The following is an 18024-nucleotide window of genomic DNA, read 5'->3' on the forward strand; positions in this document are numbered from 1 at the left end:
AATACCAATTATGATTAAAAAACATGTAAAGAAGCTTTCTTTTAGTTTAATAATACTATGTCATTTGGGATTTTTAGCTGCCATTTTATTTGAAAAACAGAATAACATTTTTATTTCCGCATTTGTTATTTTAGCTTTAATATTACTACTGTTTACTTACAAAAAGACACCATTAAGTGCTGGGAATCATAGTCTAGAGCATGTATTAACCATAGCATTTGTGTTTTTTGGTGCTATTGTGACTTATGTTTTATCTGTTTCCTTTGGTTTGAGTAATGTTTTATCTGCAGGTTTGGTAGGTTTGGTAGTTAGTTTTATACCTGATTTTTTTAAGAAAAATAATTTTATTCAAGGAATGCCAACCGCTGTTTACTGTGGTGCTTTTGTTGGAATGACTAATATTAGCGTTGCTCATGGTTATATATTTATCACGCTTGCAAGTACCATTACAGGTTTGCTGTTAATTGGTACTAAAGATGCTTTTCATGGTGTTGGTGGCAAGTTAGGTACGCTAGCTTTTGGAGGTGTTGCTCTTGCTTTTTTTATTACATTTTTAATTTCGGAATGGGTATGACACATTGGATATTGTTTTTGGCAGGAGGTTTTTCTTCTATAATCACTTTTGTTTTACAAGTAAACTTTAAACAAGGAGCTGTGCGAGCATCTGCCTTAGTTGGCGTTTTGGTTGGTGCATTCGTTTTGATATTCCCTAATTTGTTATCGCCTTATTTAACCGAAAATTTACCATTGGTTTGTTTCGGAGCTTCCTTTATTGGTATGGTTTCTTCTAAAGTACTTTCCAACTATTTTTTAATTGGAATATCCGGAATGGTATTCACTTTTATCTTTTTAAATACCAGTTCTTATTTTGAAGGTTTTGGTGGCGGATTAGGTTCTGCAGCGTGTATTGCGCTTTTAGTAACTTTAAGTTTTCCTATATTACGAAAGAAAAGAGGGATAAGCAATGGTTTGATACAGCTTAGAGACCAGATGCGATCTAGGATTAAAAATAGAAAATAAAAAGTTTTTTGTTAATAGGAAGCAAAAAAAAAGCGATTTAAGATAAATTTCTTAAACCGCTTAATTCTATAATAAGAATACATTTTTATTTGTTTTCAATCCAATTTTTAGCATTCACAAAAGCTTCTAACCAAGGCGAAACTTCATCCTTTCTGTTTTCTGGGTAATTAGCCCAGTTCCATTGAAAAGTAGAACGCTCAATATGTGGCATGGTTACTAAATGTCTTCCTGTTTTATCACAAAGCATTGCGGTGTTAAAATCGGAGCCATTTGGATTATGCGGATATGCTGCATAGCCATATTTTGCAACAATGTTGTATTGGTTTTCGTCAAGCGGAAGATTAAACTTTCCTTCGCCATGAGAAATCCAAACCCCTAAAGTAGCACCTTCTAAAGAGGAAAGCATTACCGAATTATTCTTTTGAATGGCAACGGAAGTAAAAGAACTCTCATGTTTATGAGAATCGTTATACGTTAGTTTTCCATGTGTTTCATGCTCTGGATTAATTAAATCTAATTCCATCCAAAGTTGTGCACCATTACAAATACCAACAGATAATGTATCTTCTCGTTTAAAGAAGTTTTTTAAAGCAGTATTTGCTTTTTCGTTGTATTTAAATGCGCCTGCCCAACCTTTTGCCGAACCTAAAACATCCGAATTAGAAAAACCACCAACAGCACCAATAAACTGAATATCTTTCAATGTTTCACGACCAGAAATTAAATCGGTCATGTGCACATCTTTCACATCAAAACCAGCTAAATACATCGCATTAGCCATTTCGCGTTCGGAGTTTGATCCTTTTTCACGAATGATGGCTGCTTTAGGCTTCTCGATACGATTCGTTTTAGACGAATCACTCGAAGTGACATCTTTTAACTTTCCTGTAAAGTGTTTTGGAAACGTAAATTGTAAAGGTTGCTTTTTATAATTATCAAAACGATCTTGTGCTAAACCATTAGACGTTTGCTTTTGGTCGAGTAGGAAAGAGGTCTTGTACCAAACATCTCGTAATCTAGAGATGGTTAATGTGAACACTTCTGCATTATTAATAATACTTAGTGTATCGCTTTCTGTAACTTTTCCTATGTTGAAAAATTCAATATTTGCATCTTTTAATACTTTTTCTACAGAAGCATCCGATGATTGAAAAACAATTCCTGCATTTTCAGAAAAAAGAAGTTTTATAGAATCTTTTTCCCCTAAATCAGACAAGTCTAATTCCGCACCAAGATTGGTATCTGCAAAACATAATTCTAATAAAGTAGTGATTAATCCACCAGAAGCAACATCATGTCCTGCAACAATTTTGTCGTCTTTAATTAATTGCTGTATGGTATTAAAAGTATTCTTTAATTGTGCAGCATCTTTAATGGTAGGTGTTTCTTTTCCTACTTTATTTAATACTTGCGCAAAAGAACTTCCTCCTAATTTAAATGCGTCTTGAGAGATGTTTATATAATAAATGTTTCCTGCATTTTTCTTTAAAACAGGTTCTACCACTTTAGTAATATCGTTACAGTTTCCGGCTGCCGAAATAATTACGGTTCCTGGAGAAATAACATCTTCTGTAGGATATTTTTGCTTCATAGAAAGGGAATCCTTTCCTGTTGGAACATTGATTCCTAAATCGATAGCAAATTCTGAAATCGCTTCTACAGCTTCGTAAAGTCTAGCATCTTCACCTTCATTTTTACAAGGCCACATCCAGTTTGCAGATAATGAAATAGAATGTAAGCCATCTTTTAAAGGCGCCCAAATAATATTGGTAAGCGATTCTGCAATAGCATTTCTACTTCCTGCTGTAGGACTAATTAATCCAGAAATAGGAGCGTGGCCAACCGAAGTTGCAATACCTTCTTTTCCTTTATAATCTAAGGCCATTACACCACAATTATTAAGCGGTAATTGTAAGGGGCCTGCACATTGTTGTTTGGCAACTTTACCACCAACACAACGGTCTACTTTGTTGGTTAGCCAATCTTTACAAGCAACAGCTTCTAACTGTAAAACTTGGTCTAGATAGTTTAATATATTATCAGAATCATAGGTAATAGCATCATAATTTCTATGTACCGTTTTGTCTGTCATTATTGTTTCTGGTGAACTACCAAACATATCTTCTAAGGCTAAATCCATTGGTTTTTCTCCAGTAGTTTTAGACTCAAAAGTAAAACGATCGTTTGCGGTAACCTCACCAACCGTGTACATTGGTGAACGTTCACGTGCGGCAATTTTACTTAGTGTATCTAAATGTTTTTCGGCAATTACTAATCCCATTCTTTCTTGTGACTCGTTACCAATAATTTCTTTTGCAGAAAGTGTTGGATCTCCAACAGGTAATTTATCTAAGTCGATGTTTCCACCAGTATCTTCTACTAATTCGGATAGGCAATTTAAATGTCCTCCAGCACCATGATCATGAATAGAAACTATAAAGTTTTCTTCACTTTCTACCATACCACGAACAGCGTTGGCAGCACGTTTTTGCATTTCTGGGTTAGAACGTTGTACGGCGTTAAGCTCAATACCAGAAGCAAATTCTCCTGTATCTGCACTTGAAACAGCAGCGCCTCCCATTCCAATTCTGTAGTTTTCACCACCAAGGATAACAATTTTATCTCCTTTTTTAGGCGTGTCTTTTAAAGCTTGTTCTGCTTTTCCATAACCTATTCCTCCAGCTTGCATGATGACTTTATCGAAACCTAGTTTGCGTGCATCTTCTTCATGTTCGAAAGTTAGAACAGATCCGCAAATTAATGGTTGTCCAAATTTGTTTCCAAAATCGGAAGCACCATTACTCGCTTTTATTAAAATATCCATTGGTGTTTGATATAACCACGGACGTTCTTGCATTTTTTGTTCCCAAGGACGTGCATCTTCTAATCTAGAATATGAAGTCATGTAAACCGCTGTTCCTGCTAATGGTAAAGAACCTTTACCACCAGCAAGTCTATCTCTAATTTCTCCTCCAGAACCAGTTGCAGCTCCGTTAAAAGGCTCTACTGTTGTTGGGAAATTATGTGTTTCAGCTTTTATAGATATTACAGAATTGAAATCTGTAGTCTGATAAAAGTCTGGTTTATCTGCTGTTTTAGGAGCAAATTGTTCTACTCTTGGACCTTTTATAAAGGCTACATTATCTTTATAAGCGGAAACAATATCGTTAGGAAATTGTTTTGAAGTTTCTTTAATTAATTTGAATAATGACGTTGGTTTTTCTTCGCCATCGATAATAAAAGTTCCGTTGAAGATTTTATGACGACAGTGTTCTGAGTTTACTTGAGAGAATCCGAATACTTCAGAATCTGTAAGCGGTCTTCCAATTTTCTTGGAAACACCTTCAAGATATGCAACTTCTTCTTCATTTAAAGCTAAACCTTCTTGTTGATTATACGCAGCAATATCTTCGATATTAAGTATTGCTTCTGGTTGTATGTTTATGGTGAAGGACTCTTGATTTATTCCTTTATATTTTTCAGAAATCATAGGATCGAAGTCTGTGAAATCTTCAGCTACAGCTTGAAATTCTTCAATTCTAATAATATCTGTAATCCCCATGTTTTGGGTAATTTCAACAGCATTAGTACTCCAAGGTGTTATCATAGCAGCTCGTGGACCAACAAAAAAAGCATCTAAAGATGCTTGTTCTATTTTGGGCTGGTTGCCAAATAACCATGTCAGTTTTGAAATGGTTTCGGTTGATAATTCTTTTGTTGCTTGAACAGCAAGGATTTTACTGTTTTGGTTTCCGAAGAAATGAATCATTATATCGTGGTTTGAGTGTTGTTTTTAAAGAAGCAAATTTAGGTTTTTTAGTTAGAATTTTTCAGTAAAAGGTATACTTAATTTTCGTTCTTTAGAAAAAGAATCTATTCTAGCCACTTAAAACTGTTTGCTATTTTTCTACCGGCTTCTAAATCTATATTGTAGCAATATACCGTTACTTCGTATGCTAATCCCAATTCCTTATTAATAAAAGCAATAATATAAACAGGAGTATTTGTTTCTTCGTATTGATCATAAGCTATTACATAAAAAGCACTTTCTATATGTGGTAAGAAAGCCCCGTTTTTAATATCTTTTAATCCTAAGAATTTAGCGGTTAGATAGGCGCCTTCTTTTTGAGATTTTATAAAGGCTGGAGATTGCTCTGCTATTGGAATTATTTCAATATCTACGGCAAAGTTATTGTTTTCGTAACCCAATACCGTTTCTGCTTCGGTTTCGTATTGTTCTAATGCTTCTGGTGAGGTAAAAGCTATTTTATATTTATCTGAATTGACATTGTACTGCGCGTTTATTGTAGTATATGCTAAAAGTAAAATAATGGAAGTCATTATTTGTTTCATCTATATCTTATTTAAAGTTGGTTAAATATATAAAATCTAATGAAACAAAAAAAGCGACTCCAATTGGAATCGCTTTAGAAATATATAGTCTAACAAATGTTTATGACTTGATTAGTTTTTTTGTGGTGCTACCTGTAGCAGAATTAAATCTCACTAAGTATAAACCTTTTGACAATCCAGAAATATTTAATTTATTCTGACTTGGAGTAATGTTTTGCATCTTAATTCTCTTACCTAAAACATCGTAAACTTCTACAGAAAGATTTTCTTTAGCTACTATAGTAATTGTATTTCCATTAGAAGGGTTAGGGTACATTTTAATTGCGTCTACCGTTTCAAAATCATCTACAGAAAGAATACTTGACCAAATAGCTTGCACATATTCTGGGTGATTAATAAAAGGGTTTGCATTCCCTTGATATGCATATGCCGCATTATTTCTATCTATTTCTCTTTGACTCACGCCATCTTGAAGGTGCCAAGAATACAATAAGTTTACATACCAAGTTTCATAAAATTGATTCGAAGTACCATTCAAAGGGTTGTTAGCAACTGTATGTGATGACCAACCAGAATCATTCCAATTGTCTTCATATCTAACTGCAAAATATAATAACATTCTAGCGATATCTCCTTTAAACTCATCAATAGGTTCGAAAACAGTCCCAGAATAACCAGGAGAAATAGAGTTTCCTAATTTAGATCCGTTTCGTGTTGGGTTAGAAATATTGCTTTGGCTTACTAAATTGGTACCTACATTTCCAAACGGATAATTATTACGAAAACCGTTAACTCTTCCGTCTGTAGGAATTACGTGATGAATATCTCCGCGCATTGGGTTTTTTGAGTCAAAAAAGCCTTGAGGGAAAAGATGTTCTCTATTATAACAATCACTTTCAATAGAATAGCTACCACAAGCTTGTCCAGGAGCACTACCTCCATTGGTGTCATGTGCAAAGTTATAAGGATCTGTTGCAACTGGATTTTCAGAATACATATCTAGTACCGAATTATCGTTTTCGTAATAAGAATCGGTATCGGATGTTTGATAAGCAACATACAAATCATTAGTGTATCCATGATCTACATGACCATTAGTAATAATAATTTTTAATTGTGTTTTTAAAGTATAGCCAGTTCCAGTTGCGTCATCATAATAACCAGAAGGTATCTGAGCCGAAACTGTAATAGTTACTAATAGTAATAATAGGGAGTAAAATTGTTTCATTCTATAATTTATTTTTTCTTTTCTAATAATGCCATGTAGAATCCGTCAAAACCAGATTCATGCGATAATATTTTTTTCTCTTTAATAAAGGTAAAGTCTTTACCAGAATCTGATTCTAAAAATGTTTTCACTTGATCTTGATTTTCTGAAGGTAGTATAGAACATGTTGCATATACAATTTGTCCTCCAGGTTTCACCATTCTAGAATACGAGCTTAAAATTTCAGCTTGTGTTTTCTTTATTTTATCTAAAAACTCCGGTTGTAGTTTCCATTTTGCATCTGGATTTCTTCGTAAAACACCTAAACCAGAACAAGGCGCATCAATTAAAACTCTATCTGCTTTGTCATATAGTTTTTTAATTGGTTTTGTAGAATCGATTACACGGAACTCGATATTATGCGCTCCTGCACGTTTTGCTCTACGTTTTAGTTCTTTTAATTTATTTTCATAAATATCCATTGCAATGATTTGCCCTTTATTTTCCATAAGAGCAGCAAGGTGTAATGTTTTTCCACCTGCACCTGCGCAAGTATCTACAACTTTCATTCCAGGTTGTACATCTAAAAATTCAGCAACTTTTTGAGAAGAACCATCTTGTACTTCGAAAAAACCTTTTTGAAAAGCTTCTGTTGTAAAAACATTTGCTCTTTCTGTAAGTTTTAATGCGTCTGGATGATTTTTTACAATTTCGGTTTCTATATCTAAGTCAAAAAGTTCTGCTTGTAGCTTTTCTTTAGTTGTTTTTAGCGTATTCACACGTAAAACAACGTCTGCTTGCTGGTTTAAAGCCGATATTTCTTTAGTCCAAACATTTTCACCTAACTCTTTAGCAGCTATTTCATCCATCCAATCTGGTACAGATGCGCCAATTTTTCTTATGTTAGAAAGTTCATCATAACGACCTTTAATTTTTCTAGTAGGTGTATTTTCAAAATATTTCCAATCCGGAAGTTTTATTCCTTTTAAGGTTGCCCAAACGGCAATTAAGCGCCAAACATCATCACGAGAAAACGGTTCTTTTACTTCTGCAATTTCAGCGTATAGTCGTTTCCAACGTACAACGTCGTAAGTAGTTTCTGCAACAAAACCTCTGTCGCGACTTCCCCAACGTTTATCACGTTTTAATAATTGTTGTACTACCTTATCTGCATACTTGCCTTCGTTAAAGATTAGTAATAAACCATCCACTGTAGCAAAACATAAATTTCTGTGTAATCTCATATATTCGTATTCGTTGTTCAAAAACAGAAATAAGTATTTATTCCGATTGAACTTTTTAAAAGTTTGAAACGTGCAAAGGTATGATTTTAGAAATTATTATAATTATTTCTTGATCATTAATAGGTGTTAATTTTTACTTGTATTCTTTGTGATTGAAATTTTATGAAAATATTTTAGAAAGTTGCACAAGTTTTTTTACAATTAAGCATCTAAAGGAGAGTAACTAAAATATACAAAAATGAAACAACTAATTACTCTGACGTTATTTTTATTAATTTTTATAAAATCGTATGCACAAGAATTATATGATATAAATACCATTCAAACTATAGAAATAGAATTTGCAGAAAGCAATTGGGACGCATTATTGGATGCAGAAAAAGCAGGAGATAATAATTATACAGAGGCAACATCTGTTACTATTAATGGAACTGTTTTTAATCAAGTAGGTGTAAAATATAAAGGAAATAGCTCGTATAGTGTAAATCAAACTAAAAATCCATTCCATATAGAATTAGATACGTATGTGGATCAAGATTACCAAGGTTATAAAGATATAAAATTAGCAAATGTAATGTTCGATCCTTCTTTTGTTAGAGAAACGATTGCTTATAATATTGTGAATCAATACATGGATGCACCACAAGCGAACTATGCAAATGTGTATGTAAACGGAACTTTAATTGGCTTATATACCAATACAGAAGCGATTACTAAAACATTTATTAATAAGCATTTTTACTCTAAGGATAATGCCTTTTTTAGTTGCAGTCCTCCAGATGGAGCAGGACCACAGTCTAATGATTACCCAAGTTTAGAATATCTAGGAACTAATAGTACTAGTTATGAGGATGCTTATGAAATTAAATCGGATGATGATACAGACCCAACAATTGCTGTAGCACATTGGGACGATTTAATAGAATTAACTAATATTTTGAATAATGATATTACAAATATTGAAAATGTTATTGATGTAGATATGGCTATCTGGATGCTTGCGCTAGACAATGTATTGGTTAATTTAGATAGTTATATCGGTCAGTTTAAACAAAACTATTATTTATATAAAGATGATAATGAACAATTTAATTCTGTGATGTGGGATTTAAATATGTCTTTCGGTGTTTTTAGTATGACAGGAGAAAGTAGTAGTGGGCCAGGCGGACCAGGAGGGCCAGGTGGACCAGGAGGAGGATTAAATTCTACTACCGATAAAGCAGAACTTGATCATTTATTACATGATGACGATGCTACTTTTCCATTGTTTTCTAAACTAATGGAAGTGCCTAAATACAAGAAAATGTACTTAGCACATTATAAAACTATTTTAACAGAAAATATAAGTAATTCCAACTACTTAACATTAGCAAACGATTATCAAGCACTTATATCTAGTGCAGTAACAGCAGATACGAATAAGTTTTACACGGATGCACAATTTACTGGTAATATAAATACAGATTATAATGTTGGTGGAAACACAGCTCCCGGATTAACAAATTTAATGGCTTCAAGAAGCACCTATTTATTATCGCAAACAGACTTTACTAATTCACAACCTGTTATTAGTAATGTGACTCCATCTGAAACAACACCGCTAATTGGAGATGTGATTGCTATAACTGCTAATGTTACGGATGTAAATGATGTATATATTGGATATAGAACAGACGAAACGCTTCCATTTACAAAAACGTTAATGAATGCTGAAGGAGGAGATGTTTATAGTGCAGATGTTAGTGTGGATACCGATTATATGCAATATTATATCTATGCAGAGAATGCGAATATTGGTGCATTTTCTCCTGCAAGAGCAGAATACGAATTTTATACTATTGAAGCAACATACCTAACATTAACACCTGGAGATCTTGTGATTAATGAACTTATGGCATCTAATGAAACTACGGTTACAGATCAAGATGGAGAATATGATGATTGGTTAGAGTTGTATAATAATAGTGATCAAACATTGAGTTTAGATAATTTATATTTATCTGATGATGCTGATGATTTACTAGTTTGGCCATTTCCTTCTGGATTAACTATAGCGCCAGATAGTTACTTAATTGTTTGGTGTGATAAAGATGACGATCAAGATGGTTTACATGCAGATGTAAAGTTTTCATCAGGAGGTGAAAGTGCCATATTATCGTATGCTAATGGAACCATAATAGAAAATATCACTTTTGGAGCACAAACGGATGATATGGGTTATGCAAGAGTACCAAACGGAACAGGTGACTTTGCAATTCAGTTACCAACGTATGCCGCTAATAATGAATCCCTTTCTATAGACGAAGTAGATTTTAGCAATCATTTAAAATATTACCCAAATCCTACAAGTAACGTGGTAACTATAGCTAATAGTTCTTATTCCATTGAATCGATTAAGGTTTATAATATACAAGGACAGTTGTTACTAGATAACAAGCTAACGAATACGAATAACATTGTTATTGATTTCTCAGATTTTTCAAAAGGATTGTATATGGTGCATATTAATGATAGTACCGTTTTAAAAATTATACGTAATTAGAAATGGTTTAAAATCCTAATACCTAAAGGATTTGATTAGTTTTGATTAATAGCAGGAGAGGCTTTATGATTATGTCATAAAGCTTTTCTATTTTTATAAAAATTTAAAATTTATGAAAAATAGTATTTTTCTAATAGTTGTTCTTTGTTTTTTGTTTTCCTGCGGAAAGAAAGAAACACCATTTAAAGTCAGAGATTATAAAACAGTGGATATCGAAACCTTGTTGCAAGACTCTTTGTTGAATGTTAGAGCTTTGGAAGTTTATGAAAATAACTTGGCATATTTTGCAACGTCTACAGGTAAAGTAGGAGTAATTACGGAAGATGAAGATGGTAAAGTTGGTGTTTTAGATTATAAATACTTAATTCAGTTACAACAAGATACAATTACACCTAATTTTAGATCTTTAGCAGGAACAAAGGATAATGGCTTTGCTTTAAGTATTGGTTCTCCAGCTTTGTTATTTAAAATGGGAGGAGAAGAAGATGAAGTAGTCTACCAAGAAAACCACGAAAAAGCATTTTATGATGCAATGGATTTCTGGAATGATCAAGAAGGAATTGCTATTGGAGATCCTACAGACGATTGTATGAGTATTATAATCACTCGTGATGGCGGAAATACTTGGAATAAATTATCCTGTGATATCTTACCAAAAGCAAAAGAAGGAGAAGCCGCTTTTGCAGCAAGCGATACTAATATTGCTATTGTAGGTGATAAAACTTGGATAGCAACAGGAGGAAAGGCAAGCAGAATTTTATTCTCGCCAGATAAAGGAAAAACGTGGGAGGTTTTTGAAACTCCAATCGTGCAAGGTCTAGAAACCACAGGAATATATTCTGTAGCTTTCTACGATGCGCTTAATGGTTTTGCTATTGGTGGTGATTATACCAAAGCTGCAGATAGTTCAGCAAATAAAATTCGCACGCAAGATGGTGGAAAAACGTGGCAATTGGTTGCACAAAACCAAAGTCCGGGGTACAGAAGCTGTGTACAATATGTACCTAATAGTAATGCGAAAGGTTTAGTTGTAATAGGTTTTAAAGGAATAGATTATAGTAGTGATGCAGGAAATACTTGGAAACATTTAAGCGACGAAGGTTTTTATACAATTCGATTTGTAAATGACAGTACAGCTTTTGCTGCAGGAAATAAAAGAATCAGTAAATTGACTTTTAGAGAATAATCTAGGAATAAAAAAAAGCAGCTAATCTTTTACAATGGGCTGCTTTTTAACTTCTAGGGATTATAATTAATTTTTATATTCTTGTTTTTCTCCTTTGTGTCTTTGTTTAAATTGCTCAATCATTTTATGTTTGAAAGAGCGATTGGCTTGCATAAGTGTTAATACCTTTTTTGCAGGAAGAATTTTTAGAAGATCGTTTAAATATTTTGTGTCTAATTCTTGTTTTTCCTTTTTGATACTTAGCATTTTAAGTAAAATGGATTTAGCATCATTTTCAGAAAGATCATTAGGAGTTTGTTCTTTTATTTTTTCGAAAGATTCATTTCTTAGTTTATTTTCAGCTTCTTCATTTGCATTATAAATAGGCCAGAAATCTTGTGCTTCTTTTTCGGATAGATCTAATTGCTCGGTTATATGAGCGATTTTAAGTGCTTTTATTTTATCTCTATCCATCTTTTGAGCAAATGTGCTTAGAGAAAATAGTAATGTAAATAATAATAAATATGTTGTTTTCATTTTTTTTGTTATTCTAAAATTAATTCGGTTTCGTCAAGACTTTCTAAATAATAGTCTAATGTTTCATCATTTAAATTATAATCAATAAAATTGGTTTCGCTTAATTCTGTACTAGAAAAAAGGGAAGCTATTTCATCTGCTTCAAAATTGTTTAAAATATAAGTATCTACAGTTTCTGTTTCTAAAGAATCAAAATTGAAAGGAGTGCTAAGTATAGATAGATTAAAAAGTAGCAATATTGCAGCAGCTAAACTGGATATATAAATAAGGTTTCGTTTACTAAATAACGGAATAACTTTTACAGTATCTTCTTGATTTACCTTTGTTAAAATATCATTTTCTATATTTTTAAAGTAATCTTTAGGAACGGTAAAACCAGTTTCTGTAGCTTTATCTTTTAGATTAGCTTGACGTATTATAGATGCTTCAAAGTTTTCAAAATAATCTTTTGGAACTTTAAAACCTGTTTCTTTCTTGTTATGTAAATGGTTATGCTTCACAATCTTTAGACTCTTTTTTTTTATAAAGGTTTAATTGTTAATTATTTATTCGTTAAATAGCTTTCAATTTTTTTTACTGCTATATGGTAAGATGCTTTTAATGCACCTTCGCTAGTTTCTAATATTTCAGACATGTCTTTATATTTAATGTCTTGAAAATATTTCATATTAAAAACCAGTTGTTGTTTTTGTGGCAAAGTAGCAATGGCTTGTTGTAATTTTAATTGAATTTCGTCTCCTTCAAAATACACATCCGATTGTAAATTATTAATTGCTAGTTCTTGCGTTTCTTCATTTGTGATTTGTAATCTTCTTGCATTCTTATTTATATGTGTAATAGCTTCGTTAGTTGCTATTCTATACATCCAAGAGTAAATTTTACTATCTCCTTTAAAATTGTCGATGTTTTTAAACACCTTTATAAAAGTGTTTTGTAGTACATCGTCTGTATCATCATGAGATTTTACAATATTTCTAATATGCCAATATAATCGTTCTTTGTATTGCGTAACCAATTCTTTAAAAGCTTGCTCTTTAGAGTTTTTAGACTTTAGCTGTTGTAAAAAAAGTGTTTCGTTTAACACAGAGTACTATTAGTTTTTATTTTAAGACTAAATAATTTACAAAAAGTTTAAATAGGAAGCTGTTTTATTTTTAATTGAAAAAAAAACATTTTATTTTATAAATTTTAAACTATTGATTATCAGTGGGAAGCATGTAAAAATATCGACGAAATGCATTATAATAACGGTGAAATGCATTTTTTATTTGGTTGATATGTTTATTTGATATATATTTACATCAACAAACCTACTTAATGTTAGTCGCCCCAAGTCTAACTTAAACAAAAAAAGCTAGATATTTTATCTAGCTTTTTTTTTATTTATAGAAGTTTAGTTATTCAAAGCTTTGCATTTCTACAAGCTTTTGATACACACCATTTTTAGCAAGAAGCTCCTTATGTGTTCCTTGTTCTGCTATTTGTCCTTTTTGCATTACTAGAATTTGATCTGCATTTTGAATGGTAGATAGTCTGTGCGCAATTACAATAGAGGTTCTGTTTTTCATCATGTTTTCTAGAGCTACTTGAACTAAACGTTCGCTTTCTGTGTCTAAAGCAGAAGTAGCTTCATCTAGAATCATAATGGGAGGATTCTTTAAAACTGCTCGAGCAATACTTAGTCGTTGTTTTTGTCCGCCAGATAGTTTCCCTCCAGAATCACCAATATTAGTTTCTATGCCTTTAGGTAAGTCTTTAACAAACTCCCAAGCATTGGCAATTTTTAGTGCTTCAATAACTTCTTCATCTGTAGCGTTAGGATTTCCTATTAAGATGTTGTTTTTTACGGTTTCATTAAATAGAATAGAATCTTGTGTTACTAATCCTATTAAGCTTCGTAAGGATTTTTTAGTAAGGTTTCTAATGTCTTCACCATCAATAGAAATATTGCCTTCGTTTACATCATAAAAACGGGTTACCAGATTAGCAATGGTAGATTTACCAGATCCTGATTGTCCAACAAGTGCAACCGTTTTTCCTTTTGGTACGTTTACTGTAAAGTTTTTAAGAACTAAATGGTCTTCGTATTTAAAAGAGATATTATTAATATCTATAGCTTTTGTGAAATCTGTTTTGGTAATAGCATTTGGTTTGTCTTCTAATAAAGAAGGTGTTTCAATAATTTCCAAAACACGATCTGCCGCTGCATTACCAGCTTTTACTTTATAACTAGCTTTACTAATTGCTTTTGCTGGAGTTAATATTTGATACGCTAAAGCCATGTAAGAAATAAAAGCACTACCTGTAAGTGTTTTATCTATTAAAACCATGCTTCCACCATACCATAATAAAGCTGCAATAGTTGCAATACCTAAAAACTCACTTACAGGTGAAGCTAAATTTTGACGATTAAGTAATGTATTTGAAAAGTGATAAAATCGGTTAGTGGATTCTTGAAATTTATTATTAAAACGTTCTTCCGCATTAAAACCTTTTATTACTTTAAGTCCTCCTAAAGTTTCTTCTAAAGTAGATAAGAAGACACCTTGTTCTTGTTGTACTCTTCCAGATTTTTTCTTTAAACTTTTTCCTATTCTAGAAATTATTAATCCAGCTATAGGAATGAAAATAAAAACAAAAATAGTTAACCTTGGAGAAATGGTAAACATGGTTACAATGGCAAAGACGATGGTTAATGGTTCTTTTACTATAAGTTCTAAAACAGCAAGTAAGGAGTTCTTAACTTCGTTTACATCTCCTGAAATACGAGCGATAATATCTCCTTTTTTCTTTTCAGAATAATAAGAAATAGGTAGCGTTAGTACTTTGTTGTAAATAGAATTTCTTAAGTCTTTTAAAACACCATTTCTTAAAAATGTAATAAAATACAATGCGAGATAATTAAATATATTTTTAAGTAAAAATAAACTAATGATTAAAATAATCATGTATAACAAGGTACGTTGCGGACCTTCGTTTTCATTTGTTATAGTTACAAAATAGTTTAAATAATCACCTGCAAACGATTTAAATTCATTAATACCTTTATAAACTGGTTTTATATTTAGCTTTTTAGTTTCACCAAATAATACACTTATCATTGGCATTAACGATACCATTGCTAATGTACTAAACAGTGCATAGAGTACATTAAAGAAAATGTTGAGGTAACCATATTTTTTATACGGAATTATAAATTGAGAGATTTTCTTTAAATAATCCATTAATTAAGCTTCAAGTCTTTTATTATAGCATCAATTTTTAAAGCTAATTTGTTTTGTGTAGCTTCAAAATTGGAAGCATTTTCTAGAGTGGTATTTACGCTAATGTAAAATTTAATTTTAGGTTCTGTACCACTTGGTCTTAAAGCTATTTTACTACCATCTTCCGTATAATAAATAAGTACATTAGATTTTGGTACATCGATGCTAGTTTCTTCTCCAGAATTTAAATCTTTAGTTATAGACAATTGATAGTCTTCAATTTTAACAACTTTAGAACCATTTACTTCTTTTAAAGGGTTTTCACGAGCATCAATCATCATTTGTTTGATTTCTTGTGCACCTTCAATTCCTTTTTTAGTGATAGAAATTAAATGTTCTTTATATAAACCATGTGCTACATAAAGTTTTATTAATTCTTTATATAATGAGCTTCCGTTTGCTTTTGCTTGTGCTGCAATTTCAATAGCTAATAATGATGATGTATTGGCATCTTTATCTCTTACAAAGTCACCAACCATAAAACCAAAGCTTTCTTCGCCACCACCAATAAAATCTAGATTAGAATAATCTTTTATTAATTTAGCAATCCATTTAAAGCCTGTTAATACAATTTTACAATCTGTAGCATAGCTTTTTGCTAAAGCTGCAACCATTGGCGTAGATACAATAGTAGTTGCCACAAATTCATTTCCTTTTAATTTGTTATTCTTTTTCCATTGTTTTAATAGAAAATCGGTCATCAATACCATGGTTTGATTTCCGTTTAGAATAATCATCTTTCCTTCTAAATCTCGAACAGCAACACCTAATCTATCTGCATCTGGATCTGTACCAATTACAATATCTGCGTTTGTTTTTTCTGCTAATTCTAAAGCCATTTTTAAAGCTTCAGGTTCTTCAGGGTTTGGTGATTTTACCGTTGGAAAATCTCCATTAGGTTCGCGTTGTTCTTCAACAATATGCACATTTTTGTAACCTGCACGTTCCAACGTTTCAGGAAAAATGGTAATAGATGTTCCGTGTAAAGAAGTGAATACGATACTTAAATTGTCTTTAGCTTGCGCTGAAGTTTCAAAGGTTCCATTTTTAATAGATGCATCAATAAAAACATCATCTACTTCTTTTCCTATATATTTTATTAAATCTTCGTTTGCTTCAAATTTAATTTCTGCATAATCTAGATTATTGATGGTGTCAATTATTTCAGCATCTTGTGGCGGAACTAATTGTCCTCCATCTTGCCAATATACTTTGTAGCCATTGTATTCTGGTGGATTATGAGATGCTGTTAAAACAATTCCGCAATGACAGTTTAAATATTTTAAGGCAAATGAAAGTTCTGGAGTAGGGCGTAAGTCTTCAAATAAAAAGACTTCTATATTATTTGCAGAAAATACATCTGCAACTACTTTTGCTAGTGATTTACTATTGTGTCTACAATCAAAAGCGATGGCAACTTTTATTTTTTCACCAGGAAAAGATTGGTGTAAGTAGTTACTTATACCTTGTGTATTTCTTCCTAGCGTAAATTTGTTAATTCGGTTGGTTCCAATTCCCATAACACCACGCATTCCACCAGTTCCAAATTCTAAATCTTTATAAAATGATTCTTTTAGTTCTTTTGGGTTTGTTGCAATTAGGTCCTTGATATAGGTTTGTGTTTCCTCATCAAAAGCCGGAGTTAACCAACTGTTTACTCTTTTTAATAATTCTGGTTCTATGTGTATCATGTTGTAAATGTAATTATTATGCAAAAATACGGAAATGCTAAAGATTAAATGGACGGTAAATTAATTTCTTCTTTAACTAAATAGCGTTTTTTGTCTGATTTTGTTCTTAATATAATCTCGCCTAAAAACCCAGCAACAAAAAATTGCGTACCAATAATCATGGTAACTAAAGAGATATAAAATTGCGGGCGTTGGGTTATTAATCTACCTGTTGGGTTTAAAAATAGTTTATCTATACCTAAATACAATGCAAAACCAAATCCTATGGCAAACATTATAAAACCAAGAGCACCAAAAAGGTGCATGGGTCTTTTTCCAAATCTAGATAAAAACCAAATGGTTATTAAATCTAGAAAACCATGTATAAATCTATCTATACCAAATTTTGTTTCTCCATATTTTCTAGCTTGATGTTGTACTATTTTTTCACCAATTTTTGTGAAACCAGCGTTTTTAGAAAGTACAGGAATGTAACGATGCATTTCACCGTTTACATCTATATTTTTTACAACATCATTATGGTATGCTTTTAAACCACAATTAAAATCATGCAGTTGAACTCCAGATGTTTTTCGTGCTGCCCAATTAAAAAGTTTAGAAGGCATGTTTTTGGATATAAAAGAATCGTAACGTTTCTTTTTCCAACCAGAAACCAAATCGAAACCATCTTTAACAATCATGTGGTATAGTTCTGGTATTTCGTCTGGATTGTCTTGTAAATCGGCATCCATTGTAATGACAACGTTGCCTTTTGCTTTTTCAAATCCGGCATGTAATGCTTGTGATTTTCCAAAGTTTTTTAAGAATCTAATACCTTTTACATTGGTGTCCTTTTGTGATAATTGGGTAATGATTTTCCAAGAATCATCTGTACTACCATCATCAATAAAAAGGATTTCATAAGAAAAATGATTGGATTGCATAACTTTTGCAATCCAATCATGTAACTCTGTTAAAGATTCTTGTTCGTTAAGTAGTGGTATGACTACTGATATATTCATG

At 32.0% G+C, this 18024-nt stretch carries 14 protein-coding genes; 4 read left to right on the forward strand and 10 right to left on the reverse strand.

The features are described 5' to 3' along the window. Positions 1 to 10 precede the first annotated feature (10 nt). Both FG167_RS11880 and FG167_RS11885 read left to right on the forward strand, forming a co-directional pair. Positions 11 to 574, forward strand: coding sequence for a hypothetical protein (locus tag FG167_RS11880; protein ID WP_203458467.1), 564 nt, complete (start codon positions 11 to 13; stop codon positions 572 to 574). Then, complete coding sequence (locus FG167_RS11885) at positions 571 to 1020, forward strand: hypothetical protein (protein ID WP_239004381.1); 450 nt, start codon at positions 571 to 573, stop codon at positions 1018 to 1020. The genes FG167_RS11880 and FG167_RS11885 overlap by 4 nt, the downstream gene beginning before the upstream one ends. An 85-nt stretch (positions 1021 to 1105) precedes the next feature. On the opposite strand, the gene purL is transcribed toward FG167_RS11885, so the two are convergent. From purL to FG167_RS11905, 4 genes are all read right to left on the reverse strand, one after another. Then, positions 1106 to 4789, reverse strand: a complete 3684-nt coding sequence (gene purL, locus FG167_RS11890) for a phosphoribosylformylglycinamidine synthase (protein WP_203458469.1) — start codon at positions 4787 to 4789, stop codon at positions 1106 to 1108. 104 nt (positions 4790 to 4893) lie between these two features. Further along, positions 4894 to 5373, reverse strand: coding sequence for a hypothetical protein (locus FG167_RS11895; RefSeq protein WP_203458470.1), 480 nt, complete (start codon positions 5371 to 5373; stop codon positions 4894 to 4896). 100 nt (positions 5374 to 5473) lie between these two features. Then, positions 5474 to 6601: an endonuclease gene (locus FG167_RS11900; RefSeq protein WP_203458471.1), complete on the reverse strand. Its 1128-nt coding sequence runs from the start codon at positions 6599 to 6601 to the stop codon at positions 5474 to 5476. 8 nt (positions 6602 to 6609) lie between these two features. Then, positions 6610 to 7824, reverse strand: coding sequence for an RsmB/NOP family class I SAM-dependent RNA methyltransferase (locus FG167_RS11905; RefSeq protein WP_203458472.1), 1215 nt, complete (start codon positions 7822 to 7824; stop codon positions 6610 to 6612). A 238-nt stretch (positions 7825 to 8062) separates the two neighbouring features. Between FG167_RS11905 and FG167_RS11910 the strand changes: the two genes are divergently transcribed. Beyond that, positions 8063 to 10366, forward strand: a complete 2304-nt coding sequence (locus FG167_RS11910; RefSeq protein WP_203458473.1) for a CotH kinase family protein — start codon at positions 8063 to 8065, stop codon at positions 10364 to 10366. 112 nt (positions 10367 to 10478) lie between these two features. Beyond that, entirely contained in the window at positions 10479 to 11552 is a 1074-nt protein-coding gene (locus tag FG167_RS11915; RefSeq protein ID WP_203458474.1) for an oxidoreductase, read from the forward strand. Between the two features lie 66 nt (positions 11553 to 11618). On the opposite strand, the gene FG167_RS11920 is transcribed toward FG167_RS11915, so the two are convergent. The 6 genes from FG167_RS11920 to FG167_RS11945 all read right to left on the reverse strand — a co-directional run bounded on the left by FG167_RS11920 (position 11619) and on the right by FG167_RS11945 (position 18023). Further along, a complete protein-coding gene (locus FG167_RS11920; RefSeq protein WP_203458475.1) occupies positions 11619 to 12068 on the reverse strand; it encodes a sensor of ECF-type sigma factor in 450 nt (149 codons plus the stop codon). Positions 12069 to 12076: 8 nt separating this feature from the next. Further along, positions 12077 to 12568 (reverse strand): hypothetical protein, encoded by a 492-nt coding sequence (locus FG167_RS11925; RefSeq protein WP_203458476.1) that lies wholly within the window; start codon positions 12566 to 12568, stop codon positions 12077 to 12079. A gap of 41 nt (positions 12569 to 12609) precedes the next feature. Next, positions 12610 to 13152 (reverse strand): RNA polymerase sigma factor, encoded by a 543-nt coding sequence (locus FG167_RS11930; RefSeq protein ID WP_203458477.1) that lies wholly within the window; start codon positions 13150 to 13152, stop codon positions 12610 to 12612. A 313-nt stretch (positions 13153 to 13465) separates the two neighbouring features. Next, complete coding sequence (locus FG167_RS11935; protein WP_203458478.1) at positions 13466 to 15292, reverse strand: ABC transporter ATP-binding protein; 1827 nt, start codon at positions 15290 to 15292, stop codon at positions 13466 to 13468. After that, positions 15292 to 17022, reverse strand: coding sequence for a phospho-sugar mutase (locus FG167_RS11940; protein WP_203458479.1), 1731 nt, complete (start codon positions 17020 to 17022; stop codon positions 15292 to 15294). The genes FG167_RS11935 and FG167_RS11940 overlap by 1 nt, the downstream gene beginning before the upstream one ends. 44 nt (positions 17023 to 17066) lie before the next feature. Further along, positions 17067 to 18023 (reverse strand): glycosyltransferase family 2 protein, encoded by a 957-nt coding sequence (locus FG167_RS11945; protein ID WP_203458480.1) that lies wholly within the window; start codon positions 18021 to 18023, stop codon positions 17067 to 17069. Between the last annotated feature and the right edge of the window lies 1 nt (position 18024).

It is taken from the genome of Lacinutrix sp. WUR7 (assembly GCF_016864015.1).
Taxonomy (GTDB): domain Bacteria; phylum Bacteroidota; class Bacteroidia; order Flavobacteriales; family Flavobacteriaceae; genus Oceanihabitans.

What these genes read in the sequence shown, in the direction of transcription:
- FG167_RS11910 (WP_203458473.1), top strand. Translation starts at nt 8,063, where the DNA reads ATGAAACAACTAATTACTCTGACGTTATTTTTATTAATTTTTATAAAA.
- FG167_RS11905 (WP_203458472.1), bottom strand. Translation starts at nt 7,824, where the DNA reads ATGAGATTACACAGAAATTTATGTTTTGCTACAGTGGATGGTTTATTA.
- FG167_RS11880 (WP_203458467.1), top strand. Translation starts at nt 11, where the DNA reads ATGATTAAAAAACATGTAAAGAAGCTTTCTTTTAGTTTAATAATACTA.
- FG167_RS11900 (WP_203458471.1), bottom strand. Translation starts at nt 6,601, where the DNA reads ATGAAACAATTTTACTCCCTATTATTACTATTAGTAACTATTACAGTT.
- FG167_RS11895 (WP_203458470.1), bottom strand. Translation starts at nt 5,373, where the DNA reads ATGAAACAAATAATGACTTCCATTATTTTACTTTTAGCATATACTACA.
- FG167_RS11935 (WP_203458478.1), bottom strand. Translation starts at nt 15,292, where the DNA reads ATGGATTATTTAAAGAAAATCTCTCAATTTATAATTCCGTATAAAAAA.
- FG167_RS11945 (WP_203458480.1), bottom strand. Translation starts at nt 18,023, where the DNA reads ATGAATATATCAGTAGTCATACCACTACTTAACGAACAAGAATCTTTA.
- FG167_RS11885 (WP_239004381.1), top strand. Translation starts at nt 571, where the DNA reads ATGACACATTGGATATTGTTTTTGGCAGGAGGTTTTTCTTCTATAATC.
- purL (WP_203458469.1), bottom strand. Translation starts at nt 4,789, where the DNA reads ATGATTCATTTCTTCGGAAACCAAAACAGTAAAATCCTTGCTGTTCAA.
- FG167_RS11915 (WP_203458474.1), top strand. Translation starts at nt 10,479, where the DNA reads ATGAAAAATAGTATTTTTCTAATAGTTGTTCTTTGTTTTTTGTTTTCC.
- FG167_RS11940 (WP_203458479.1), bottom strand. Translation starts at nt 17,022, where the DNA reads ATGATACACATAGAACCAGAATTATTAAAAAGAGTAAACAGTTGGTTA.
- FG167_RS11920 (WP_203458475.1), bottom strand. Translation starts at nt 12,068, where the DNA reads ATGAAAACAACATATTTATTATTATTTACATTACTATTTTCTCTAAGC.